The sequence below is a fragment of the Terrabacter ginsenosidimutans genome (genome assembly GCF_039539425.1).
In the GTDB taxonomy this organism is placed as follows: domain Bacteria; phylum Actinomycetota; class Actinomycetes; order Actinomycetales; family Dermatophilaceae; genus Terrabacter; species Terrabacter ginsenosidimutans.
The window spans coordinates 83,989-107,854 of record NZ_BAABDC010000006.1 but is presented as its reverse complement, the minus strand read 5'-3'; the positions used below and the strand labels follow the sequence as shown (position 1 = coordinate 107,854).

Sequence of the window (23,866 nt, the reverse complement as noted above, 5' to 3'; positions counted from 1 at the left end):
GCTCAGGCGAGGTCCTGCACGGTGCGTCGGATCGCGGCCCGATCCGGCTTGCCCGGCCCGCGCTGGGGTATCGCGGGGAGCACGAGAACGCGGCGCGGGAGGGCGGCGTCGGGGAGTATGCCGCGCAGCCGCTCGCGCACCTCGCGCGTGGTCAGGTGGCTGGCCGGGTCCGCGAGCGTCACTGCGGCACAGACCGACTCGCCCCATTCCGGGTCGGGGAGGCCGAGGACCACGACGTCGAGGACGTCGTGGAGGTGTCGGGTCATGGCGTCCTCGACGACTCCGGGGTTGATCTTGAGGCCGCCCGTGTTGATGACGTCGTCGGCCCGACCGTCGATGACGAGCAGGCCGTCGTCGTCGAAGTGCCCGAGGTCGTCGGTGCGGAACCAGCGCACCCCGTCGGGGTCGACGGTGAACGCGTCGCGACCGAGCGCGGGCTCTCCGAGGTAGCCGTGCGCGACGGTGTCGCCGCCGAGCACGACGTGCCGGTCGTTGTCGACGTGGACGCGACTGACGGGCAGGGGCATGCCGTCGTAGACGCAGCCCCCGGCGGTCTCGCTCATGCCGTAGGTCAGGCTGAGGACGACGCCGAGGTCCCGGGCCCGCTCGACCAGGGCGGCCGGGGTGGCGGCTCCGCCGACGAGCACGCCGTCGAAGTCGCGCAGCGCAGCCAGCCCTGACGGGTCGTCGACGAGCCGGGACAGCTGCGTCGGGACGAGGGCGGTGTAGCGCCGGGCCGCCGCGGCCGTCGGACGCACCCGCCCTGCGGCGGCCGCGAAACCCTCGACGGAGAAGCCGTCCCGCAGGTCGAGCACGGCCGGCGTGACCCCCGAGGCGATCGAGCGCAGCAGCACCTGCAGGCCGGCGATGTGGTGGGCCGGCATGGCGAGCAGCCAGGCGCCGCTGCCACCGAGGACCTGGTGGGTGGCCCAGGCGGACCGCTCGAGGGCGTCTGCCGTGAGCATCGCCCGCTTGGGACGGCCGGTCGAGCCGGACGTGCCGATCGCGACGGCCAGGCCGTCCGGGAGCTCGCCGGGGTCGTGCGCAGGCAGGGAGGGCACGGACGGCGGCAGGGTGTCAGCGGCATACGGCAGCACGGGGGAGCGCCCGGTGAGTGCGGCCTCCAGGTCGGGCAGCACGTCGAGGACGGCGGGTCCGGCGGGGATGGCCAGCGGACGGGGGGACGGAGCGGCCATCAGGCACGTCTCGCTCTCGGTCGTGCGGTCGGGACGGGGCGTCGCCGCTGCCGGGCCGCCATGGCGACGGTCCAGACGAGCACGACCGCGCAGACGGTGAACCCGACGTGCGGGTTGAGGGGGAGCACGATGCCGAGGGTGCCGCCGACGACCCAGAGCACCTGGAGCATCGTCTCGGACCACGCGAAGACGGACGTGCGGACGTTCTCGGGGACCTCCCGCTGCACGAGCGCGTCGAAGCAGAGCTTGGACAGCTGCGCCGAGAGGCCCTGGACGAGGCCGAGCAGGGCCAGGGTCCACACGCCGTACCAGATGCCCGTCGCGACGCAGCAGACCGTCGCGGCGAGCACCGACAGCATGGCGACGCGCTCCGGTCGCTGGTCGCGCACGACGTTGCCGACGACGCTGCCGAGGCCGTTGCCGACCCCGATGGCGACGGCGATGATCGCGAGGACGACCTCACCCCGGACGCCGTCGATGGGGTGCTCCTTGGCGAGGAACGCCATGAAGAGGATGAGGAAGCCGGTCAGCACGCGGGTGCCGCCGGTCGACCACATGGCGTGCATGACGGGCCACGGGATCGCCTGCTTGCGCCGGCGGAAACGGCCGAGCGGCCCGAGGGAGTCGACCGTGAGCGCATCGCCCTCGCCGTCGCCCTCGCCGTTCGGGGTCGTATGCCGTGCCGTCGCCGAGCCGGACCAGCCGCGTCGGGTGCCGCGGAGCGAGCTGGGAGCGGGCGCTCCGGCGGCGTCGTGGGGCGGGGCGCTGAGCGGGATCGGGGCCGTGTCCTCGATGGCCACCTCGCCCAGTGAGGAGTCGACGCGGGCGGGCAGGCGGATGGCCTGGACGGTCCCGACGACGAAGACGACGAAGGCCAGCCGCAGCGCCCAGGCCGGTCCGGCGAGCATCGCCGCCCCGCCGAGGGCACCGCCGACGACGGCACCGACGACGCCGGCCATCGAGACGCGCGAGTTCGCCCTCACGAGCGTGGTGCCCGGGGGGAGCAGTCTCGGCACCGCGGCGGCGCGGGTGATGGTGTAGGCGCGGGACGCGACGAGGCACCCGAGGGCGGCGGGGAAGAGCCAGCTGCTGTCGGTGGTGATGGCCTCACCCAGGACCCAGCAGAGGAAGGCGCGCAGGGCGAGCGTCGTGCCGATGGCCCAGCGCCGCCCGTGCGAGAAGCGGTCGAGCAACGGCCCGATGAACGGGGCCACGAGGACGAAGGGGATCATCGTCAGGAGCAGGAACGTCGCGACGTCACTGCGCGCCTGCGCGGTCTGCGGGTTGAAGAAGAGCGTGCCGGCGAGGGCCAGCGTCATGATCGTGTCGCCTGCGGTGTGGCTGGCGTGCAGCTCGGTCATGCGCGCCAGTCCGCTCTCGCCGGCCCCGCCGGAATGGGTGTAGGCGTGGGCCTTGGCGGCGGCGAAACGTCCTGAGCGAGCCGTCACCCGGACCGTCCCGGTGACGGCTCGACCGAGCCCGCGCCCGACGGCGCGGGTCGCGTTGGCCGCGGTCGTGCGGGGCGGCTGCCGGAAGTCGGCCGGCCGGCCGCCCTCGGGGACGTCGGTGCCGCCGTCCGGATGAGGGGCGCCTGGTGTCTCGTGGGGGATGGCTCCACGAGGCGCGGATCCGGACGCGCGACGGCCACTGCTGGCGCGGCGGTCGTCGCTCGGTTCCACTCCAACATCCTGCCCTGTCCGGGTGGCCGTCGTGCGACCGACACCGGCTTCGGGGCTGGGTGGCCGTGCGGCCGCGGTCCACGCCCCGGAATGGCCGACTTCCCGGACACCGTCCGCCGGGTGGGCTGGATACGCTCGGGACGTGACGAGCATGCCGGACGAGGAGGTGCTCGACCCCGAGCCGACGCTCCGCCGTCCACGGGCCCGGTTCTCCGTCGTGCTCGGAGTCCTCTGGCTCGTCGTGCCGCTCGTGCTCTTCCTGCTGGACCGGTCCGTCCTGCTCGCCGGCAACCCGGCCCAGGTGATCGCGCTCGCGGCCTGCGGGCTCATCGGCGTCGTGCTCCTCGCACGGGACCGCTCCGACGGGAGCCGGGCAGGTCACACCCGTCCCTGGCTGCGGGTCGTCGGCCGCGGGGCCGGGGTCCTGGTGACGGTCGTCGTGCTGGGCGCGCTCGTCTGGCTCCGCCCGTTCCCGGCGACCCCCGAGGCGGTCGCCACCATGTCTGGCAGCTCCGTCGTGCGCGTCACCGATGCTCCGGCCCACATCGTCATCACGCCCACGAGCGGCACCCCGACCCGGGGCCTGATCTTCCAGCCAGGTGCCCGGGTCGACCCTCGCGCCTACGTGCCGATGCTCTCGGAGGTGAGCAGGCAGGGTGTCCTCGTCGTCGTGGTCAAGCAGCCGTTCGGCATCGGCTTCCTCGCCATGACCGCTCCCCACGCGTTCATCGACCGCCACCCGGAGGTCACGTCATGGACCATCGCCGGGCACAGCCTCGGCGGCGTCGTCGCGGCGACGTTCGCCCACGACCACCCGGGCACGGTCAAGGGCCTCGTGCTCTGGGCGTCCTACCCGGTCGACTCGCTCGCCGACCGCACCGATCTCGCCGTCGCCTCGGTCAGCGGCACCCGCGACGGGTTCACGACCCCGGCCGACGTCGAGGCGAGCCGGGCCCTGCTGCCCGGCGACACGGCATACACCCCCGTCGAGGGCGCGGTGCACTCCTACTTCGGTGACTACGGCGAGCAGCCCGGCGACGGCACGCCGACGGTCGACCGGGCCACCGCGCAGCGGCAGATCGTCGCCGCCACCGTCGCGTTCATGAACGCCCGCTGACCCTCAGAAGTACCAGGGGAACGGCGACCAGTCGGGCTCGCGCTTCTCGAGGAACTGGTCGCGCCCCTCGACGGCCTCGTCGGTCATGTAGGCCAATCGTGTCGCCTCGCCGGCGAAGACCTGCTGGCCCATGAGCCCGTCGTCGGTGAGGTTGAAGGCGAACTTCAGCATCCGCTGCGCCTGCGGGCTCTTGCCCATGATCTCGGTCGCGACCTGGAGGGCTTCGCGCTCGAGGTCTGCGTGGTCGGCGACGATGTTGACGGCCCCCATGCGCTGCATGTCCTCGGCCGAGTAGGTGCGGCCGAGGAAGAAGATCTCGCGGGCGAACTTCTGGCCGACCATCTTGGCGAGGTAGGCGCTGCCGTAGCCGGCGTCGAAGCTGCCCACGTCGGCATCGGTCTGCTTGAAGCGAGCCTCCTGCCGGCTCGCGATCGTCAGGTCGCACACGACGTGGAGCGAGTGCCCGCCGCCGGCGGCCCAGCCGTTCACGACCGCGACGACGACCTTGGGCATGGTGCGGATGAGGCGCTGCACCTCGAGGATGTGCAGGCGGCCCCCTTGTGCCCTGGTGCGCGCCGCGTCGACCGTGTCGGCCGTGTCACCCTCGGCGTACTGGTAGCCGGAGCGACCCCGGATGCGCTGGTCACCGCCGGAGCAGAAGGCCCACTTGCCGTCCTTGGGGCTCGGCCCGTTTCCGGTGAGCAGCACGACCCCGACGTCCGGTGTCATGCGGGCGTGGTCGAGCGCCCGGTAGAGCTCGTCGACCGTGTGCGGGCGGAAGGCGTTGAGCACCTCGGGTCGGTCGAAGGCGATGCGCACGACGCCCGACTCCGCGTGCGGCCGACCGGCCACGGGCCGGCGCCGGTGGTAGGTGATGTCGGTGAGGTCGAAGCCCTCGACGGGCGCCCACTCGCTCGGGTCGAAGATCTCTGACACGGCGCTCGGGCCGGGCTGGCTGCTCACGGACCGACCCTATCGGCGGGGTTAGGGTCGGCCGTATGCCGATCCCTCCCTACGTCGCCCACCTGCGCACCATGGTCGGACGCGAGCTGCTGTGGATGCCTGGGGTCACGGCCGTCGTCCTGCGCCCGGTCGCGGACGGCGCCGACGAGGTGCTGCTCGTCAAGCGCTCCGACAACGGTGCCTGGACCCCGGTCACCGGCATCGTCGACCCCGGCGAGGACCCGCACGTGACGGCGGTGCGAGAGGTGGAGGAGGAGGCCTGCGTCGTGGCCGAGGTCGAACGCCTCGTCTGGGTGGCGGCCAGTGACGTCGTGACCCACGAGAACGGGGACCTGGGGCAGTACCTCGACCACACGTTCCGGTGCCGTTGGGTCTCGGGGGAGCCGCGGCCCGGTGACGACGAGTCGACGGACGCGCGCTGGTTCGCGCTCGACGCGCTGCCCGAGATGCGACAGGTGTACCTCGACCGGATCGCCGTCGTGCTCGACAACCCCGCCGACGTCCGTCTCGGACCCGTGCGCGTGGCCTGAGCGTCCGCCTGGTCGTGCAGCCAGGTCGATCAGCCGGTCGTGCAGTCGGTCGTGCAGTCGGTCGAGCAGCCTGAGGACCGAGGTGCATGACATCTGTCAGGGGGAGGTGCTGACAGAGGGACCGGGTCGCCCCGCTCCCAGCTGCCTACCGTCGAGGGACAACGGGGCCGTCGGTCCCACCGACGCAGGAGACCGCCGTGTTCTCGCCTCGCAACCTCATCATCGCCGGAGTCGTGCTCATCGCCATCGCGCTCGGGCCGTCGGGTCACGGGCTCTGGTGGCTCGTCGGTTTCCTGTGGTTCCTGCCGCACGCCGCCCGACACCGACACGGCTGCGGCCCGGGCGGCCGCCGGCGCCGCGACCACGACCTCCCGGAGGAGGCCGTTCCCGTGGTGACGCCGGACCCGAGCCGCGACCGTCACGAGGCCTTTCCCACCCGCTGACGGGTGTCGGTGATGATGGGGGCATGACCACGCTGCCCCCGGTCGACGACCTCCTCGCGAAGGCCCATGTCGTCTCGCTGCCGATGCGGGTGCGTTTCCGCGGCGTCGACACGCGCGATGCGCTCCTGCTCGAGGGTCCGTCCGGGTGGGGCGAGTTCAGTCCCTTCGTGGAGTACGTCGACACCGAGGCCGCGCGCTGGCTCGCCGCCGGCATCGAGGCCGCGTATGCCGTGTGGCCGGCGCCCGTGCGCACCGCCGTGCCGGTCAACGCGACCGTCCCCGCGGTCGGACCGGAGCGCGTCCCCGAGGTGCTGGCCCGCTTCGACGGGTGCACGACCGCGAAGGTCAAGGTCGCCGAGCGCGGCCAGACGCTCGAGGACGACGTCGACCGGGTCGCCGCCGTACGGTCCGCGATGGGGGTCGGAGCGCGGATCCGGGTGGATGCCAACGGCGGGTGGGACGTCACGACCGCCACCGAGGCGCTCAGGCGTCTCACGGCCTACGACCTCGAGTACGCGGAGCAGCCCTGCGCCACGGTCGAGGAGCTCGTCGAGCTGCGAACCGCACTGGCGCGCAACGGAATCGATGTGCCCATCGCGGCTGACGAGTCGATCCGCAAGGCCGAGGACCCGCTCCGCGTGGCGCGGCTGGGGGCTGCCGACGTCGTCGTCGTCAAGGTCGCGCCGCTCGGCGGTGTGGCTGCGGCGCTGGAGATCGTCGAGGCGTGCGGGCTCCCGGCCGTCGTGTCGTCGGCGCTCGACACGAGTGTCGGCATCGCCGCAGGAGTGGCCCTCGCCGCGGCTCTCCCGTCCCTCGGCCACGCGTGCGGCCTCGGCACGGTGGGCCTCTTCGAGCGGGACGTGTCGGCGACTCCGTGGCGCCCGGCTTCCGGCGTGCTGACGACCGGGCGTGCAGTGCCCGACCCGGCGGCGCTCGTGGCGCTGGCCGCCCCGCCGGAGCGAGAGCAGTGGTGGCGCGACCGGCTCGTCCGGTGCCACGCGGTGCTCGCGGACGGGCGCAGCCGGTGATCAAGGCCTGCCTCAACGGCGACCGCACCCGTCGGCAGCACCGCTCCGTGCCGCAGACCCCCGACGAGCTCGCGCGGGCGGCCGCCGATGCCGTGGCCGCCGGCGCGTTCATGGTGCACGTGCACCCGCGGGACGAGTCCGGTCGCGAGACGCTGGAGACGCGGCACGTCGTCGATGCCGTCACGGCGATCAGGGCCGGCACGCCCGGGCTGCGCGTCAGCGTCTCGACGCGCGACGGCATCGCCCCGTCACCTCAGCGCAAGCTCGCCCACGTCTCCGAGTGGCCCTCTCCCGACCTCGGAGGACCTGACTGTGCGAGCGTCAACTGGCACGAGGACGGCGCGGTCGAGGTCGCGGCAGCGCTGCGAGACAGGGGGATCGGGGTCGAGGCCGGCATCTGGACGCCGCAGTCGGTCAGCCGTTTCGTCGCGACGAACTGGCCCTGGCAGGTCGAGCGCGTGCTCGTCGAGCTCATCCCCGGCGTCACGCCCGGCGTCGACGGGCCCTGGGCTGCCGAACGCATCCTCGCCGCCCTCGGCATGTCACCGGTGCCCGTCCTCGTGCACGGCGAGGAGCTCTGGGTGTGGCCCGTGCTGCGGTGGGCCCAGGCCGCGGGCTACGACGTGCGCGTCGGGCTCGAGGACACCCTCTACCTCCCGAACGGGCGCGAGGCGCGCGACAACGCCGAGCTCGTCGCGGCGGCCCTCAGGTCCGAGCCCACCACGCCGTCGCGGTGGCCGGTCCCCGACGCCCCCGGCTGACCTGGCGAGCTCCGTGTCAGGGCCCCTCGTCCCGACGGGGCACGGCGTGCTGGGCCAGCTCGCGCAGCCACGCGGCCTCGGGCCGCCGGTCTGCCCGTGAGACGGGGACCTCGAGCACCCTGGTGCCCGTGGGCGACTCGGCCAGGGCACTGGCGAGCCGACCGAGGTCCTCGACGCGTTCGTATGCCGTGTGGTGCGCCGCGCACAACGCCGCGAGGTCGGTGCCGTGCGGGGTCGCGAACACCCGCTCGAAGGCGCTCGCATAACGACGATCACCCTGCTCGAGGGTGCTGAAGATCGCCCCGCCGTCGTCACTGAGCACGACGAACGTCAGGTCCGGACGGCGTTCGCCCCGACCCATGAGCAGGCCGTTGGTGTCGTGCAGGAAGGTGAGGTCGCCGAGGTAGGCGATGCTGCGTGCGGCGCGGGGCCGGCCGAGGGCGACGCCGACGGCCGTCGAGACCATGCCGTCGATGCCGGCGAGGCCCCGGTTGCCGACGACGAAACGGTGCTCCTGGGGCGTCCACGGCACGGCCATGACGTCGAGGTCGCGCACCGGGTTGGACGAGCCGACGACGAGGGTCGTGTCGGCTGCGACGGCTGCCCCGACCACTGCCGCGACGGCGAGGGGAGACAGGCCCGCATCTCCGGGCGGTCGCAGCGAATCTCCCTGCGGCGCGGCAAGTCCCGCGTCGATGAGGCCCGAGAGCCGGGCGTCGGCGTCCTGCCAGGCGTCGAACCACGCCGCGTCGTCCCTTTCCTCGACGCGCGGCACGACGTCGAGCACACGGGCGACCCTGCCGGGGTCGGTGGCCCCGCCGTCGCGCCCGCGGACCGACAGGACCTCGAGCGCGGGGTCGCTGATCAGGCTCGTGACCGGGCGCGACAGGGTCGGGTGCCCGACGACGACGACGCGCTCGACGTCGTCGCGCAGCGCGGTCGTGAGCAGCAGCCGACCGGTGCGCAGGGCCTGGCGTCCGACACGCGCCCCGGACGTCGGCTCGGCGACGAGGGGCCAGTCGGCGGCCTCGGCGAGCAGCCGTGCGGAGGGACCCGCGTCGTCGCCGGCGACGACGACGGTGCGCGGTCCGAGCGGGAGCACCTCGCCGTCGGTCCGCACCGACACCGACGCCTCGACGCCCGGCTGGAGCTGCGCCATGGCGCGGTCGGGTTCGGCGGGTGGGACTGGGCGCTGCCACCAGGTGTCGCGATCGGCGTCGGTAGGCAGCAGGTCGCCGTCGAGCTGGACGTTGAGCTGGGTGGGACCGCGGCGCGAGCAGGCCTGCGAGACAAGCTCACCCAGATCCGCGGCAGGCACGGCTGCCGTCACGTCGTGGCACGGGGCGAAGGTGCCGAAGATGGCCGCCTGGTCGGTCGTCTGGTTGGCGCCGGTGCCACGGAGCCGTTCCGGCCGGTCGGCGCTCACGACGATGACCCGGCGCCCGGTGTGGTGGGCCTCCATGACGGCCGGGAGGAGGTTGCCGACGGCCGTGCCGGACGTCGTGACCACGGCGACCGGTCGTCGCGACCCCGTGGTCAGCCCGAGGGCGAGGAAGCCCGCAGACCGCTCGTCGACCCGGACGTGGACCCGCAGGTCCCCGGCCCGGTCGGCGGCATCGAGGGCCAGCGCGAACGGTGCCGAGCGTGACCCCGGCGCCAGCACGACGTCACGCACCCCACCGAGCCACAGCTGCTGCAGCACGCCCAGGGCGAGCTCCGGCGCAGTCCGGTCACCGGTCACCGTGGTCCTCTTCAGTCGCTGGCGAGCGCGTCGCGCATGGGGATGAGCTTGGCGTCGGACTCGGCGACCTCTGACTCGGGGTCGGACCCCGCGACGATGCCGCACCCGGCATACAGCGTGATCTGTGACGGGTCGCGGGCGTCGAGGGCCCCGCTGCGCAGGGCGATGCCCCAGGCGCCGTCGCCGTGCGCGTCCATCCACCCGACGGGACCGGCGTAACGGCCGCGGTCCATGTGCTCCAGCTCGCCGATCAGGTCGACGGCCCGGGCCGTCGGGGTGCCACCGACGGCAGCCGACGGGTGGAGCGAGGCGGCGAGAGTCAGCGACGAGGCGTCGTCGACGCTGACGGCGGCGACGTCGGTCGCGAGGTGCATGACGTTGGGCAGGTGCAGCACGAAGGGTGCCTCGGGCACGTTCATCGACGAGCAGTGCGGCGCGAGGGCGTCGGCGACGGAGCGGACGGCATACTCGTGCTCCTCGAGGTCCTTCGACGAGCGGGCGAGCGAGGCGGCGAGTGCGAGGTCCTTGGCGTCGTCACCGGTGCGGCGGATCGTCCCCGCGAGCACCCGCGAGGTGATGAGCCCCTGGTCCCGGCGGACGAGCAGCTCGGGCGTGGCGCCCACGAGGCCCGCGACCGAGAAGACCCAGGTGTTCTCGTAGCGCTCGGCGAGACGGCGCAGCAGCCAGCGCGGGTCGATGGGGGCCGAGGCCGTCGCCACGAGATCGCGGGCGAGGACGACCTTGTCGACCTCACCCGCTCCGATGCGCTTCACGGCCTCGGCGACCGCATGCGCGTAGTCGGCGGGGGAGACGTCGCCGTCGGCGAAGGCGACGTCGCGAGGGGGCTCGGGATCGCTTGCGACAGAGGGGTTCTCCAGCAGCCTGAGCTGAGGGTCGAGTGAGATGGTGGTGAGCCACCCCTGCCCGTCGCGGCGCCCGACGATCGTCGACGGCACCACGAGCCGGGCCGACTCGGCGGAGTCCGAGGCGAAGGGGAAGGAGCCGAAGCAGACGAGCCCCGTGCCCGGTCGCTCGACGTCGTCGCGCACGACGGCACGACGGCCGATCTCCCGCCACCACGCCTCGGCCTCGGCGAACCGGTCGTCACCGCGCGACTCGAACGTCAGGGCCGAGCCCCAGCCGACGAGGCCCTCGCCGCGGCGCACCCACGACAGCAGCTCGTCGGGCGGGAGGCCGGACGGGAGGTAGGCGAGCAGCGGGTCCGTGGCCTCGAGGGGCACCGTGCGCACGACGACCGTCGGTCCCGCGGCGGGGGACGGCGCTCCAGGGGCGGGAAGCGTGGACATCGGGTGCAACTCTACGACCGAACGACCGCCACCCCGGCCGCGTGACCGCCGGTGCGACCGAACCCACAACCGCGCGGGTGCGAGGATGAGCGCATGACCCGTGCGCAGCTGGACAAGAAGCCGGTCGACGTCGCGTCGATGTTCGACACCGTCGCCGAGAAGTACGACGTGACCAACGACGTGCTCTCGCTGGGCCAGGACCGCCTGTGGCGCCGCGCGGTCGTCAAGGCCGTCGACGCCAAGCCGGGGGAGCGCATCCTCGACATCGCGGCGGGCACGGGCACCTCCAGCGAGCCGTGGGCCGACCAGGAGATCGAGGTCGTCCCGGCCGACTTCTCCCTCGGCATGCTGCGGGTCGGACGCCGGCGCCGGCCCGACATGGCCTTCACGGCGGCCGACGCGATGAACCTGCCCTTCGCCGACGAGAGCTTCGACGTCGTGACGATGAGCTTCGGGCTGCGCAACGTCGCCGACGCCGAGACCGCGCTGCGCGAGTTCCTCCGCGTCACCAAGCCCGGCGGCCGGCTGCTCGTCTGCGAGTTCAGCCAGCCGGTCAACAAGGTCTTCCGCACCGTCTACTCGAACTACCTCATGCGGGCGCTGCCCACCGTGGCGCGACGCACGTCGAGCAACCCCGACTCCTACGTCTACCTCGCCGAGTCGATCCGCGCGTGGCCGCCGCAGGGGGAGCTCGCCCGCATCGTGGAGGCCGCCGGCTGGCAGCAGGTCGGCTGGACCAACCTCACGGGCGGCGTGGTCGCGCTGCACCACGGCACCAAGCGCTGACGCTCCCTGCCCTGCGGTTGTGCAGGGTTAGGCATGCCTTATCTGACAAGGGCGAAATCGCGGGAATAGACTCCCGAAGTTAGTTCGTGAAGATCTTCACAAGCGGTTCGGAAGCGTGCAGGGAGACATGACCAGTTCGAGCGTCGCGCCCAGCCCCACGGGGGCTGGCGGTGCACCCGTCGAGCGGGCCGACGTCATCGTCGTCGGCGCCGGTCCGGGTGGCAGCGCGACGGCCGCGTACCTCGCGGACCACGGTCTCGACGTCGTCCTCCTCGAGAAGTCGGCCTTCCCCCGCGACAAGATCTGCGGCGACGGCCTCACCCCGCGCGCCACCAAGGAGCTCATCTCCCTGGGCGTCGACACGACCGGCTGGCAGCGCACCAAGGGCCTGCGGATCAAGGGCGGCGGCCACACGCTGCAGCTCGACTGGCCCGAGTCCGACGCCTTCCCGGGCTACGGCATGGTCCGCACCCGAGCCCAGCTCGACGAGACCCTGGCCCGTCACGCCGAGGCGAAGGGCGCCCGGCTCCACGAGCGCACGAGCGTCTCGACGCCGGTGCGCGACGCCTCGGGCCGCGTCACGGGAGTCACGGCCAAGCGCCTCGACGACGCCGGCCGCGCCACGGGCGAGACCGTCACCTACCGCGCCCCCGTCGTCATCGCGAGCGACGGCGTCTCGAGCCGTCTCGCCACCGCCGTCGGCCGCCCCAAGCGCGAGGACCGCGTCATGGGCGTGGCCGTCCGGGCCTACTACACGACGCCGAAGCGCGACGACTACCTCGAGAGCCACCTCGAGCTGTGGAGCCGCGACGACGCCGGCAACCGCATCCTCATGCCGGGCTACGGCTGGCTTTTCCCGCTCGAGGACGGCCGCACCAACGTCGGACTCGGCACCCTCGACACCACGTCGGCCTTCCAGAAGACCGACTACAAGGACGTCATGCGTCGCTGGGTCGAGGACATCAACCCCGAGTGGCAGCTCGAGCACGACGAGTCGGCCGGTCCGATCCGGGGCGCCGCTCTGCCGATGGGCTTCAACCGCACGCCCCTGTATGCCGACGGCCTGCTCCTCGTCGGTGACTCCGGCGGCATGGTCAACCCCTTCAACGGCGAGGGCATCGACTACGCCCTCGAGGCCGCTCGGCTCGGCGCGGAGCTCGTCGCCCAGGCGATGGCGCGCCCGAGCGACGCCGAGCGCGAGAGGGTGCTCGCGGCATACCCCAAGGTCATGAAGGACGAGCTCGGCGGCTACTTCACGCTGGGCCGCTGGTTCGCCCACGCCATCGGCAACCCCGAGGTCATGCGGCTCGCGACGAAGTACGGCCTGCCCCGCACGAAGCTCATGCCGTTCCTGCTCAAGATCATGGCCAACCTCGCCGACCCGACGAGCAAGGGCGCGAGCGACCGCCTCATCACGACCCTCTCGCGGCTGGCTCCGAGCGCATGAGCCACCCGGCCGCCGACGCCTTTGTGACGCCGAGCACAATCGTCACCGACGCCCCTAGGATGGGTGCGCCGCGCACCTGCGCCCCTGCAATGCACGTCAAGCACGACCGAAAGGCACGTGACCTCGGATGAACTCCTACGTCCCGATCCTGTTCATGCTGGGGCTCGGCTTCGCGTTCGCCGCGCTGTCGGTCTTCACCTCGCTCGTCGTCGGGCCCAAGCGCTACAACCGCGCCAAGCTCGAGGCCTACGAGTGCGGCATCCAGCCGACGCCCCAGGCGGCCGGCGGTGGCCGCGTGCCGATCAAGTACTACCTGACGGCGATGCTCTTCATCATCTTCGACATCGAGTCCGTCTTCCTCTATCCGTTCGCGGTGGCCTTCAACAAGCTGGGCCTCTTCGCGCTGGTCGAGATGGTCCTGTTCATCCTCACGGTGTTCATCGCGTACGCCTACGTCTGGCGCCGCGGCGGGCTCGAGTGGGACTGACCCGGGCGACCCACCCCGACAGGGGCACACGTCCACCGGGTTTCATCAGGAAGGTTAAGGAGTAAGCAATGGGTCTCGAAGAGAAGCTCCCAGCCGGGTTCCTGCTCTCGACCGTCGAGGGCCTCGCCGGCTACATGCGCAAGGCGTCGATCTGGCCGGCCACGTTCGGCCTGGCCTGCTGCGCCATCGAGATGATGGCCGTCGGCACGCCGGACTACGACATCGCCCGGTTCGGCATGGAGCGCTTCTCGGCGACGCCGCGCCAGGCCGACCTCATGATCGTGGCCGGACGCGTCAGCCAGAAGATGGCCCCCGTCGTCCGCCAGGTCTACGACCAGATGCCCAACCCCAAGTGGGTCATCTCGATGGGTGTCTGCGCCAGCTCGGGCGGCATGTTCAACAACTACGCCATCGTCCAGGGCGTCGACCACATCATCCCGGTCGACATCTACCTGCCCGGCTGTCCGCCGCGGCCCCAGATGCTGCTCAACGCGATCATCGAGCTGCACCACCAGATCGAGACCTCGCCTCTCGGCGTCAACCGTGAGGCCGCCGCCAAGGCCGCCGAGGAAGCCGCGCTCTCCGCGACGCCGACGCACCAGATGAAGGGCCTGCTCGCATGAGCGACGGCGAGAAGAAGGGCGACGTGGTCGCAGACACCACCAAGGACCAGTCCTCCGGCCTGACGCCCCACGAGATCGAGCTCGCGCAGGCGCGCACCCCCTCCGAGCCCGAGGTCGTCGGCGTCCGCCACGGCATGTTCGGTGCCACGCAGGGTGCCGACACCACCGGCTACTCCGGCCTCGTCCGTCCGATCCTCGTGGCCGGCGCGTCCGAGCGGCCCTACGGCGGCTACTTCGACGAGATCGCCGACAACCTCGAGCGAGGCCTCGTGGGCGGCACCGCCTCCTACGCCGAGGCCGTCGACCGCGTCGTCGTCGACCGCGGCGAGATGACGATCCACGTGCGCCGCGAGCACCTGCTCGCCGTGGCCCGCGTGCTGCGCGACGACGCGTCGCTGCGCTTCGAGATCGTCACCGGCGTCTCGGGCGTGCACTACCCGGACCGCACCGGCGAGGAGCTGCACGCGGTCTACCACTTCCTGTCGATCACCCACGGCGGGCGGCGGGTCCGCGTCGAGGTCAGCTGCCCCGACGACGACCGCCACATCCCGTCGATCGTCTCCGTCTACCCGGCCAACGACTGGCACGAGCGCGAGACGTGGGACATGTTCGGCATCGAGTTCGACGGCCACCCGGCCCTCACCCGAATCCTCATGCCCGACGACTGGCCGGGCCACCCGCAGCGGAAGGACTACCCCCTCGGCGGCATCCCCGTCGAGTACAAGGGCGCCACCGTCCCGCCGCCGGACCAGCGGAGGTCGTACACCTGATGAGCACGCACACCGAGTTCACCCAGACCGAGGTTCCGGACGCCGGCGCCAACGACGTCTACGCCACGTCCGTGGCCGACGAGCAGGCCAGCGAGGGCGCCCACGTCTTCAACGCCGCCGGCGGCGACTGGAACGACCTCGTCGACGAGGCCACCTCGCTCGGCGAGGAGCGCATCGTCGTCAACATGGGGCCGCAGCACCCGTCGACGCACGGCGTTCTCCGCCTCATCCTCGAGATCGACGGCGAGACGGTGACCGAGGCCCGGGCGGGCATCGGCTACCTCCACACCGGCATCGAGAAGAACATGGAGTACCGCACCTGGGTGCAGGGCGTCACGTTCTGCACGCGCATGGACTACCTCACGCCCATGTTCCAGGAGGCGGCCTACTGCCTCGCCATCGAGAAGCTGCTCGGCATCACCGACGACATCCCCGAGCGCGCCAACGTCATCCGCGTCCTCATGATGGAGATGACGCGCATCAGCAGCCACCTCATCTGCCTCGGCACCGGTGGCATGGAGATGGGCGCGACGACCGTCATGACCGTCGCCTTCCGCGAGCGCGAGCGGCTGCTGCGCGTCATCGAGATGATCACCGGCCTGCGGATGAACAACGCCTACATCCGCCCCGGCGGCGTGGCGCAGGACCTGCCGCCCGGCGCCATCGACGCGCTGCGCGACATGGTCCCCGAGGTCCGCCGCGGTCTCGGCGAGCTCGAGGCGCTCCTCAACGAGAACCCGATCCTCAAGGGCCGAACGGTCGACGTCGGTGTGCTCAACCTGGCCGGCTGCATGGCGCTCGGCATCACCGGCCCGGTGCTCCGGTCGACCGGTCTGCCGCACGACCTGCGCAAGCTCGACCCCTACTGCGGCTACGAGACCTACGACTTCGAGGTCAAGACCCGCACGAGCCAGGACGCCTACGGCCGCCTGCGGATCCGCATCGACGAGATGTACGAGTCGCTGAAGATCATCGAGCAGGCGACCGACCGGCTCCAGGCCGACGAGGGTCCGATCATGGTGGCCGACAAGAAGATCGCGTGGCCGGCGCAGCTCGCGCTCGGCAGCGACGGCCTCGGCAACAGCCTCGACCACATCCGCGAGATCATGGGCACCTCGATGGAGTCGCTGATCCACCACTTCAAGCTCGTCACCGAGGGCTTCCGGGTGCCGGCGGGCCAGGCGTACGTCGGCATCGAGTCGCCGAAGGGCGAGCTGGGCTGCCACATCGTCTCCGACGGCGGCACGCGCCCCTACCGCGCGCACTTCCGCGACCCGAGCTTCAACAACCTGCAGGCCGTGGCCGCCATGTGCGAAGGCAGCCAGATCGCCGACGTCATCGTCGCCGTGGCCTCGATCGACCCCGTCATGGGAGGTGTGGACCGTTGAGCGGTCACGACGCTTCAGGCCACCTGCACGTCAGCCCCGAGTCCAAGGCGCCGTATGCCGCCGACGTCCTCGAGAAGCTGCACCTCGACGCAGCCGAGGTCATCGCGCGCTACCCGCAGAAGCGTTCGGCGCTGCTGCCGCTGCTGCACCTCGTGCAGTCCGTCGACGGCTACGTCACGGGTCGCGGTGTCAGCTTCTGCGCGGAGGTGCTCGACCTCACCGAGGCCGAGGTGAGCGGGGTCGCCACCTTCTACACGCAGTACAAGCGCCACCCCAACGGTGACTACACCGTCGGCGTCTGCACCAACACCCTCTGCGCCGTCATGGGCGGGGACCTGATCTTCGACCGGGTCTCCGAGCACCTCGGCATCGGCCACGACGAGACGACCGAGGACGGCAAGATCACCCTCGAGCGCGTCGAGTGCAACGCCGCGTGCGACTACGCGCCGGTCGTCATGGCCAACTGGGAGTTCTTCGACAACCAGACGCCCGAGAGCACCATCGGCCTCGTCGAGGACCTCCGCGCCGGCAAGGACGTCGCGCCGACCCGCGGCGCCAGCAAGGTCTGCACCTTCAAGGAGGTCTCGCGCGTGCTCGCAGGTTTCGAGGACGGTCGCGCCGACGAGGGCGTGGGCGCCGGCCCGGCGTCCCTGCTCGGCCTCCGCATCGCCAACGAGCGCGGCTGGGTCGCGCCGGGCGCCAACGGCTCGCACACGTCGCAGGCCGACGGGAAGGACGGATCGAAGTGACCGACACCCTGACCCCGATCCTCACGAAGTTCTGGGACGACCCGCAGTCCTGGACCCTCGCGACCTACGAGCGCCACGACGGCTACAAGGCCCTCACCAAGGCGCTCGACATGGAGCCGCAGGCGATCATCGACGCCGTCAAGGACTCCAGCATCCGCGGCCGTGGAGGCGCCGGCTTCCCGACCGGCATGAAGTGGTCGTTCATGAGCCCGCCCGACGGCGGGCCCCGCTACCTCGTGGTCAACGCCGACGAGTCCGAGCCGGGCACGTGCAAGGACGTGCCGCTCATGATGGCCAACCCGCACGCCCTCATCGAGGGCGTCATCATCGCGTCGTACGCCATCGGCTGCGAGCACGCCTTCATCTACCTCCGCGGCGAGGTCGTCCACGTCTACCGCCGCCTGCTGCGCGCCGTCGAGGAGGCCCGTGCCGCGGGCCACCTCGGCGACGACGTCGGCGGCAAGGGCGTGAAGGTCGACATCACCGTGCACGCCGGCGCGGGCGCCTACATCTGCGGTGAGGAGACGGCGCTGCTCGACTCGCTCGAGGGCCGCCGCGGCCAGCCGCGCCTCAAGCCGCCGTTCCCCGGCGCCGCGGGCCTCTACGCCCGCCCGACGTCGGTCAACAACGTCGAGTCCATCGCGTCGGTGCCCGGGATCATCCTCGAGGGCTCCGACTGGTTCAAGGGCATGGGCACCGAGAAGTCCACGGGCTTCGGCATCTTCAGCCTCTCGGGCCACGTCACCAACCCCGGCCAGTTCGAGGCGCCGCTCGGCATCACGATGCGCGAGCTCATCGAGCTCGCCGGTGGCATGCGTGGTGGCCGCAAGCTGAAGTTCTGGACGCCCGGTGGCAGCTCGACGCCGATCTTCACCGAGGAGCACCTCGACGTGCCGCTCGACTTCGACTCGGTCGCCGCGGCCGGCTCGATGCTCGGCACCCGCGCGCTGCAGGTCTTCGACGAGACCGTCTCGGTCGTGCGGGCCGTCGCCCGGTGGACCGACTTCTACGCCCACGAGTCCTGCGGTAAGTGCACGCCGTGCCGCGAGGGCACGTGGTGGCTGCGCCAGATCATGAACCGCATCGAGGCGGGCCAGGGGACGCAGGACGACATCGACAAGCTCGTCGACATCTGCGACAACATCCTCGGCCGCAGCTTCTGTGCCCTCGGTGACGCGGCCACGAGCCCGATCACCTCGGCCGTGCAGTACTTCCGCGAGGAGTTCGAGGCCGGCATGCACACGCCGGCGCACGAGCTGTTCCCGCCGGAGAAGTCGGTCCTCTTCCCTGTCCAGACCCCGGTCCAGACCAAGGAGTCCAGCGGGATGGTGTCCGCATGACCGTCACGACCTCCCCGTCCGCAGGCGGCAACGCCGTCGACAAGGGCGGCAACGCGCAGGTGCCCCCGAACCCCGACCACGTCGGGCTCACGATCGACGGCGTGCCCGTCAGCGTGCCCAAGGGCACGCTCGTGATCCGGGCCGCCGAGACCGTGGGCATCGAGATCCCGCGCTTCTGCGACCACCCGCTGCTCGACCCGGTCGGCGCGTGCCGCCAGTGCCTCGTCGACGTGGCGATGCCCGACCGCGACGGCAACGTCCGCCCGATGCCCAAGCCCCAGGCGTCCTGCACGATGACGGTGTCCGAGGGCATGGTCGTCAACACGCAGCACACGTCCAAGGTCGCCGACAAGGCGCAGCAGGGCGTCATGGAGCTGCTCCTCATCAACCACCCGCTCGACTGCCCGGTCTGCGACAAGGGCGGCGAGTGCCCCCTGCAGAACCAGGCGATGAGCGCCGGCCGACCGGTGTCGCGCTTCGAGGACGTCAAGCGCACCTACCCCAAGCCGGTCAACATCTCCTCGCAGGTGCTGCTCGACCGTGAGCGCTGCGTGCTCTGCGCGCGCTGCACCCGCTTCTCCGACCAGGTCGCCGGCGACCCGTTCATCGCGCTCGTCGAGCGTGGGGCGCTGCAGCAGATCGGCATCTACGAGGAGAAGCCCTTCGAGAGCTACTTCTCCGGCAACACGGTCCAGATCTGCCCGGTCGGCGCGCTGACCGGCGCGGCCTACCGCTTCCGCAGCCGTCCGTTCGACCTCGTGTCGACGCCGTCGGTCTGCGAGCACTGCGCGAGCGGCTGCGCGATCCGCACCGACCACCGACGCGGTGTCGTGCTGCGCCGGATGGCCGCCGAGGACCAGGCCGTCAACGAGGAGTGGAACTGCGACAAGGGCCGCTGGGCGTTCACCTACGCCACGCTGCCCGACCGCGTCCAGCTGCCGATGGTGCGCGACGCCGACGGTGAGCTCCAGGTCGTCGGCTGGCCGGAGGCGCTGGCCGCCGCTGCGGCCGGCCTGGCCGGCAAGCGCGCCGGCGTGCTCGTCGGAGGCCGCGTGTCCGCCGAGGACGCCTACGCCTACGGCAAGTTCGCACGCGTCGTGCTCGGCACCAACGACGTCGACTTCCGCTCGCGTCCCCACTCCGCCGAGGAGGTCGCCTTCCTCGCCGAGCACGTCGTCGCGACCGGCCCCGAGGCCGGTTCCGTCACGTACGCCGACCTCGAGACGGCTCCTGCCGTCCTGCTCGTCGGCTTCGAGCCCGAGGACGAGAGCCCCATCGTCTTCCTGCGCCTGCGCAAGGCCTTCCGCAAGCACAAGACGCGGGTGTATGCCGTCGCGTCCCACGCGACGCGCGGCCTCACCAAGCTGGGCGGCACCCTGCTGCCGACCGTGCCCGGCCACGAGGCCGCAGCACTGACCGGGCTCGAGGCTCCCGCCCGCGAGGCCCTAGCCGGTGGCGTCATTCTCGTCGGCGAGCGCCTCGCCACGTCGCCCGGTGCCCTGCGCGCCGCGGCCGACCTCGCCGCCACCACCGGTGCCCGCCTCGCGTGGGTGCCGCGCCGGGCGGGGGAGCGCGGTGCCCTCGAGGCCGGTGCGCTCGGAGCGCTCCTGCCCGGTGGCCGTCCCGTCGCCGACGCCGCGGCTCGCGCCGAGGTCGCCCGCGCCTGGGACGTCGACCACGTCCCGGCCACCCCGGCCCGCGACACGGCCGGCATCGTCGCGGCAGCCGCCGACGGCCAGCTCGAGGCCCTGCTCGTCGGTGGCGTCGACCCGTCCGACCTCGGTGACCCCGCCGCCGCCGCTGCCCTCGAGAAGGCCTTCGTGGTCTCCCTCGAGCTGCGAGAGTCGCCGGTCACCGCCGTCGCCGACGTCGTGCTGCCCGTCGCACCGCAGGCCGAGAAGACCGGCACCTACGTCAACTGGGAGGGCCGCGTCCGCGCCTTCGAGGAGGCCCTCGAGAGCAACTCGGTCAGCGACCACCGTGCGCTCGACATGCTCGCCGGCGAGATGGGCTTCTTCCTCGAGACCCGCACCCAGCGCGAGATCCACGCGCAGTTCGAGGCCCTCGGACCGTGGGGCGGCGCCCGTGCCACGAGCGCTCCCGCCGGCCAGCGCGCCGCCGCTGCGCCCGACGGCAGTGGCGACTTCGTCCTGTCGACCTGGGCCACGCTGCTCGACGCCGGCCGCATGCAGGACGGCGAGCCGTTCCTCGCCGGCACCGCGCCGCTCGCCGTCGCCCGGCTGTCCGCCTCCTCGGCCACCTCGCTCGGTGTCGCCGAGGGCGACCACGTCACCGTGACGGGCCCCGCGGGCAGCGTGACGCTGCCGGCGGTCGTCACGGAGGGCATGGTCGACGGCGTCGTCTGGCTCCCGACCAACTCGCGCTCGACCAGCGACTCGACCCACAACGACTGCTCGATCCGCACGGGCCTCGGCACCGACGCCGGTGGCCGCGTCCACGTCACGAAGGGTGGTGCGGCATGAGCCTCGGCCTGACCGCATACGGGGTGGCGGCGACGCTGCCCATGACCGAGAACCCCACGGCCGACTTCAGCGACACGCCCTGGTGGCTCTCGCTCATCAAGGCCGTCGCGATCTTCGTCTACCTGCTGATCTCGACGCTGCTCGTCATCTGGTTCGAGCGCCGCGTCATCGGTCGCATGCAGCAGCGCCCGGGCCCCAACCGCAACGGGCCCTTCGGCCTGCTGCAGACGCTCGCCGACGGCATGAAGTCGATGCTCAAGGAAGACATCACGCCGGCCCGCGCCGAGAAGGTCATCTACACCCTCGCGCCGCTCATCGCCGCGACGATGGCGTTCGTGTCGTTCGCGATCATCCCGCTCGGCGGCACCGTGTCGATGTTCGGCCACCGGACGCCGCTGCAGCTGACCGACGTCCCCGTCGCCGTGCTGCTCGTCCTCGCCGTCGCCTCGGTCGGCGTCTACGGCATCATCCTCGCCGGCTGGAGCTCCGGCTCGACCTACCCGCTGCTCGGTGGCCTGCGCTCGACGGCCCAGGTCATCAGCTACGAGATCGCCATGGGCCTCTCGCTCGTCGCGATCTTCCTCTACAGCGGGTCGATGTCGACCTCGGCGATCGTCTCCGCGCAGAGCTCGCTCTGGTACATCCTGCCGGCGTTCTTCAGCTTCGCCGTCTACGTCATCACCATGGTCGGCGAGACCAACCGTCTGCCCTTCGACCTCGCCGAGGGCGAGGGCGAGCTGACCGGTGGCTTCCACACCGAGTACTCCTCGATGCGCTTCGCGATGTTCTTCCTCGGCGAGTACATCAACATGTTCACCGTCGCGGCCCTCGCCACCACGCTCTTCCTCGGTGGCTGGCAGGCCCCGCCGCTGGTGTCGTTGATCGACGACAACGTCCTCGGTGGCGGCTGGTGGGGCCTGCTGTGGTTCACCGCCAAGCTGTGGATGTTCATGTTCGTCTTCGTCTGGTTGCGTGGCTCCCTGCCGCGCGTGCGCTACGACCAGTTCATGCGCTTCGGCTGGAAGTTCCTCATCCCGATCACCCTCGCCTGGGTCGTCGCCGTCGCGTTCATCCGCGGCGCCCAGCTCGGCTTCCTCGGTGACAGCAAGCTCACCTTCGCGGGCCGCGAGCTGTCGGTCGCGACCGTCGTCATCGTCAGCATCGTCGCGGTCATCGCGCTCGCGGCGGCCTGGATCTGGGACGACAAGCGTGCCGCCCGGGCGGCCGCCGAGGACGAGACCCCGCCCGAGGAGATCGACCCCTTCGAGGACGGCTACCCCGTGCCGCCGCTCCCGGGCCAGCGCCTCGCCGAGCCGACCCCGCGCCTGGCCTCGTCGCGCCAGCCCGTTCTCACGACCGCCAGCGCGTCCAGCACCGCCGGCCCGAGCACCTCGACCGCCGTCAAGGAGGAGGACCATGCCTGACGACACCGTCGGCAAGGACGTGTCACCCCAGAGCCCCGCCAACAGGAAGGGCTCCGAGGTCGGCGCACCACGTGACCAGCGCTCCGGCAGCGACGAGCGCGAGAAGGGCTTCCTGTCCGAGCTCTTCGCGCCCGTGGCCGGTTTCGGGGTGTCGTTCTCCACGATGTTCCGCAAGGTCGCCACCGAGGAGTACCCAGAGAAGCCGCGCCCCACGGCGCCGCGCTTCCACGGGCGTCACCAGCTCAACCGCTACCCGGACGGGCTCGAGAAGTGCATCGGCTGCGAGCTGTGCGCGTGGGCCTGCCCCGCGGACGCGATCCTCGTCGAGGGCGCGGACAACGACGACACCCCGCTCGACCAGGGCGGCAAGGGCCGATTCAGCCCCGGTGAGCGCTACGGCCGCGTCTACCAGATCAACTACCTGCGCTGCATCTTCTGCGGCCTGTGCATCGAGGCCTGCCCGACACGGGCGCTGACGATGACGAACTTCTACGAGCTCGCCGACAACGACCGCGGCAAGCTGATCTTCACCAAGGACCAGCTGCTCGCGCCGCTGCAGAGCGGCATGCTCACGACGCCCATGCCGATGTCCGACGGGCTCGAGGAGCGCGACTACTACCAGGGCAAGGTCAGCGAGCCGACCGCAGCGCAGCGCGCCTACGTCGAGGCGCGCGACGCCCGCGACGCCGACGGTGACGACGACGACGCGTACGCAGACGGACCGGGCAACGTCGGGGCCGCGGTGCCCGGGGTCCACGACCTCGTGCACTCCTCCCACCCGACCGCACCCGAGACCAGGGAAGGGGCCAACCCGTGACCTCCACCGCCGAAGCCGTCGGCTTCTGGCTGCTCGCCCCGATCGCGGTCATCGCCGCGCTGGGGCTGCTCTTCGCCAAGAAGGCCGTCCACGCCGCCCTCGGCACGGCGCTCGTCATGGTGATCCTCGGGATCTTCTACATCATGCAGAAGGCCGACTTCCTCGGGATCGTGCAGGTGTTCGTCTACACAGGCGCCGTGATGATGCTCTTCCTCTTCGTCCTCATGCTCGTCGGCGTCGACTCGTCCGACTCGATCGTCGAGACGATCAAGGGCCAGCGCTGGGCCTCCCTGCTCCTCGTCATCGGTCTCGCCGGCGTACTCATCTTCTCGCTCGGCCGGGTCGTCATCGACCAGCAGAGCGTGCAGGCCGGCATGGACAAGGTGGTCTCGACGAACGGTGAGACCGGCAACGTGACGGGCATGGCCGAGCTGATCTTCGGCCAGTACGTCTGGATCTTCGAGGTCACGTCCGCGCTGCTCATCACGGCTGCCCTCGGCGCCATGGTCCTCGCTCACCGCGAGCGCCTGACGCCGCGGATCACGCAGGCCGAGTGGGCCGCCAAGCGCGTCCGCGACAACAAGAACGTCGCGGGCCTGCCCGCGCCGGGTGTCTACGCCCGCCACAACGCGGTCGACACCCCGGCGCTGCTGCCCGACGGCACGCCGAGCGACCTGTCCGTCTCCCGCGTGCTCGTGGCGCGTGACCAGGTCGCGACCACCGACGGCTTCAAGGACGTCGAGCGCCACATGGAGCGCGAGATCGAGGAGGGTCGGTCCAAGTGAGC

At 71.7% G+C, this 23,866-nt stretch carries 22 protein-coding genes; 17 read left to right on the top strand and 5 right to left on the bottom strand.

Annotated features, from left to right (window positions below):
• Positions 1 to 2: 2 nt before the first annotated feature.
• Together menE and ABD831_RS16955 are read right to left on the bottom strand one after the other, a co-directional pair.
• Complete coding sequence (menE, locus tag ABD831_RS16960; protein ID WP_344949273.1) at positions 3 to 1,196, bottom strand: o-succinylbenzoate--CoA ligase; 1,194 nt, start codon at positions 1,194 to 1,196, stop codon at positions 3 to 5.
• Entirely contained in the window at positions 1,196 to 2,875 is a 1,680-nt protein-coding gene (locus ABD831_RS16955) for an MFS transporter (RefSeq protein ID WP_344949270.1), read from the bottom strand. Before ABD831_RS16955 ends, menE begins: the two co-directional genes overlap by 1 nt.
• Before the next feature lie 151 nt (positions 2,876 to 3,026).
• Between ABD831_RS16955 and ABD831_RS16950 the strand changes: the two genes are divergently transcribed.
• Positions 3,027 to 3,992, top strand: a complete 966-nt coding sequence (locus ABD831_RS16950; RefSeq protein WP_344949663.1) for an alpha/beta hydrolase — start codon at positions 3,027 to 3,029, stop codon at positions 3,990 to 3,992.
• 3 nt (positions 3,993 to 3,995) lie between these two features.
• Here ABD831_RS16950 and ABD831_RS16945 read toward each other — a convergent pair whose 3' ends face one another.
• Positions 3,996 to 4,955: a 1,4-dihydroxy-2-naphthoyl-CoA synthase gene (locus ABD831_RS16945; RefSeq protein ID WP_142178991.1), complete on the bottom strand. Its 960-nt coding sequence runs from the start codon at positions 4,953 to 4,955 to the stop codon at positions 3,996 to 3,998.
• Positions 4,956 to 4,990: 35 nt separating this feature from the next.
• Between ABD831_RS16945 and ABD831_RS16940 the strand changes: the two genes are divergently transcribed.
• The 4 genes from ABD831_RS16940 (at position 4,991) to ABD831_RS16925 (ending at position 7,717) form a co-directional block, all read left to right on the top strand.
• The gene (locus ABD831_RS16940; protein ID WP_344949264.1) at positions 4,991 to 5,485 is read left to right on the top strand and encodes an NUDIX hydrolase; all 495 of its coding nucleotides are present in this window, start codon (positions 4,991 to 4,993) and stop codon (positions 5,483 to 5,485) included.
• A 197-nt stretch (positions 5,486 to 5,682) separates the two neighbouring features.
• On the top strand, positions 5,683 to 5,928 hold the full coding sequence (locus ABD831_RS16935; protein ID WP_344949261.1) for a hypothetical protein: 246 nt from the start codon (positions 5,683 to 5,685) through the stop codon (positions 5,926 to 5,928).
• A gap of 23 nt (positions 5,929 to 5,951) precedes the next feature.
• Positions 5,952 to 6,956, top strand: a complete 1,005-nt coding sequence (locus ABD831_RS16930; protein WP_344949258.1) for an o-succinylbenzoate synthase — start codon at positions 5,952 to 5,954, stop codon at positions 6,954 to 6,956.
• Positions 6,953 to 7,717 (top strand): 3-keto-5-aminohexanoate cleavage protein, encoded by a 765-nt coding sequence (locus ABD831_RS16925; protein WP_344949255.1) that lies wholly within the window; start codon positions 6,953 to 6,955, stop codon positions 7,715 to 7,717. The genes ABD831_RS16930 and ABD831_RS16925 overlap by 4 nt, the downstream gene beginning before the upstream one ends.
• A gap of 16 nt (positions 7,718 to 7,733) precedes the next feature.
• Here the strand turns inward: ABD831_RS16925 and menD are convergent, their stop codons facing one another.
• Together menD and ABD831_RS16915 are read right to left on the bottom strand one after the other, a co-directional pair.
• Positions 7,734 to 9,458 carry a 2-succinyl-5-enolpyruvyl-6-hydroxy-3-cyclohexene-1-carboxylic-acid synthase gene (menD, locus tag ABD831_RS16920; RefSeq protein ID WP_344949252.1) on the bottom strand — a complete coding sequence of 575 codons (1,725 nt, stop codon included), beginning with the start codon at positions 9,456 to 9,458 and terminating at the stop codon, positions 7,734 to 7,736.
• An 11-nt stretch (positions 9,459 to 9,469) separates the two neighbouring features.
• Positions 9,470 to 10,765 (bottom strand): isochorismate synthase, encoded by a 1,296-nt coding sequence (locus ABD831_RS16915; protein ID WP_344949249.1) that lies wholly within the window; start codon positions 10,763 to 10,765, stop codon positions 9,470 to 9,472.
• Positions 10,766 to 10,858: 93 nt separating this feature from the next.
• On the opposite strand from ABD831_RS16915, the gene ABD831_RS16910 reads away from it, so the two are divergent.
• From ABD831_RS16910 to ABD831_RS16855, 12 genes are all read left to right on the top strand, one after another.
• Entirely contained in the window at positions 10,859 to 11,551 is a 693-nt protein-coding gene (locus ABD831_RS16910; protein WP_142178986.1) for a demethylmenaquinone methyltransferase, read from the top strand.
• 127 nt (positions 11,552 to 11,678) lie between these two features.
• Positions 11,679 to 12,998, top strand: a complete 1,320-nt coding sequence (locus tag ABD831_RS16905; RefSeq protein ID WP_344949244.1) for a geranylgeranyl reductase family protein — start codon at positions 11,679 to 11,681, stop codon at positions 12,996 to 12,998.
• Between the two features lie 127 nt (positions 12,999 to 13,125).
• Entirely contained in the window at positions 13,126 to 13,485 is a 360-nt protein-coding gene (locus tag ABD831_RS16900) for an NADH-quinone oxidoreductase subunit A (RefSeq protein ID WP_026864999.1), read from the top strand.
• Positions 13,486 to 13,553: 68 nt separating this feature from the next.
• Positions 13,554 to 14,108: an NADH-quinone oxidoreductase subunit NuoB gene (locus tag ABD831_RS16895; RefSeq protein ID WP_142178984.1), complete on the top strand. Its 555-nt coding sequence runs from the start codon at positions 13,554 to 13,556 to the stop codon at positions 14,106 to 14,108.
• Positions 14,105 to 14,878, top strand: coding sequence for an NADH-quinone oxidoreductase subunit C (locus ABD831_RS16890; protein WP_344949239.1), 774 nt, complete (start codon positions 14,105 to 14,107; stop codon positions 14,876 to 14,878). The genes ABD831_RS16895 and ABD831_RS16890 overlap by 4 nt, the downstream gene beginning before the upstream one ends.
• Positions 14,878 to 16,266 carry an NADH-quinone oxidoreductase subunit D gene (locus tag ABD831_RS16885; RefSeq protein ID WP_344949236.1) on the top strand — a complete coding sequence of 463 codons (1,389 nt, stop codon included), beginning with the start codon at positions 14,878 to 14,880 and terminating at the stop codon, positions 16,264 to 16,266. The genes ABD831_RS16890 and ABD831_RS16885 overlap by 1 nt, the downstream gene beginning before the upstream one ends.
• A complete protein-coding gene (gene nuoE, locus ABD831_RS16880) occupies positions 16,263 to 17,015 on the top strand; it encodes an NADH-quinone oxidoreductase subunit NuoE (RefSeq protein ID WP_344949233.1) in 753 nt (250 codons plus the stop codon). The genes ABD831_RS16885 and nuoE overlap by 4 nt, the downstream gene beginning before the upstream one ends.
• Positions 17,012 to 18,355, top strand: coding sequence for an NADH-quinone oxidoreductase subunit NuoF (gene nuoF / locus ABD831_RS16875; RefSeq protein ID WP_344949230.1), 1,344 nt, complete (start codon positions 17,012 to 17,014; stop codon positions 18,353 to 18,355). The genes nuoE and nuoF overlap by 4 nt, the downstream gene beginning before the upstream one ends.
• On the top strand, positions 18,352 to 20,838 hold the full coding sequence (locus ABD831_RS16870) for an NADH-quinone oxidoreductase subunit G (RefSeq protein WP_344949227.1): 2,487 nt from the start codon (positions 18,352 to 18,354) through the stop codon (positions 20,836 to 20,838). Before nuoF ends, ABD831_RS16870 begins: the two co-directional genes overlap by 4 nt.
• Positions 20,835 to 22,262 carry an NADH-quinone oxidoreductase subunit NuoH gene (gene nuoH, locus ABD831_RS16865; RefSeq protein WP_344949224.1) on the top strand — a complete coding sequence of 476 codons (1,428 nt, stop codon included), beginning with the start codon at positions 20,835 to 20,837 and terminating at the stop codon, positions 22,260 to 22,262. Before ABD831_RS16870 ends, nuoH begins: the two co-directional genes overlap by 4 nt.
• Entirely contained in the window at positions 22,255 to 23,079 is an 825-nt protein-coding gene (nuoI, locus tag ABD831_RS16860; RefSeq protein ID WP_344949221.1) for an NADH-quinone oxidoreductase subunit NuoI, read from the top strand. Before nuoH ends, nuoI begins: the two co-directional genes overlap by 8 nt.
• Positions 23,076 to 23,864 carry an NADH-quinone oxidoreductase subunit J gene (locus ABD831_RS16855; protein ID WP_344949218.1) on the top strand — a complete coding sequence of 263 codons (789 nt, stop codon included), beginning with the start codon at positions 23,076 to 23,078 and terminating at the stop codon, positions 23,862 to 23,864. Before nuoI ends, ABD831_RS16855 begins: the two co-directional genes overlap by 4 nt.
• The last annotated feature ends 2 nt before the right edge of the window (positions 23,865 to 23,866 follow it).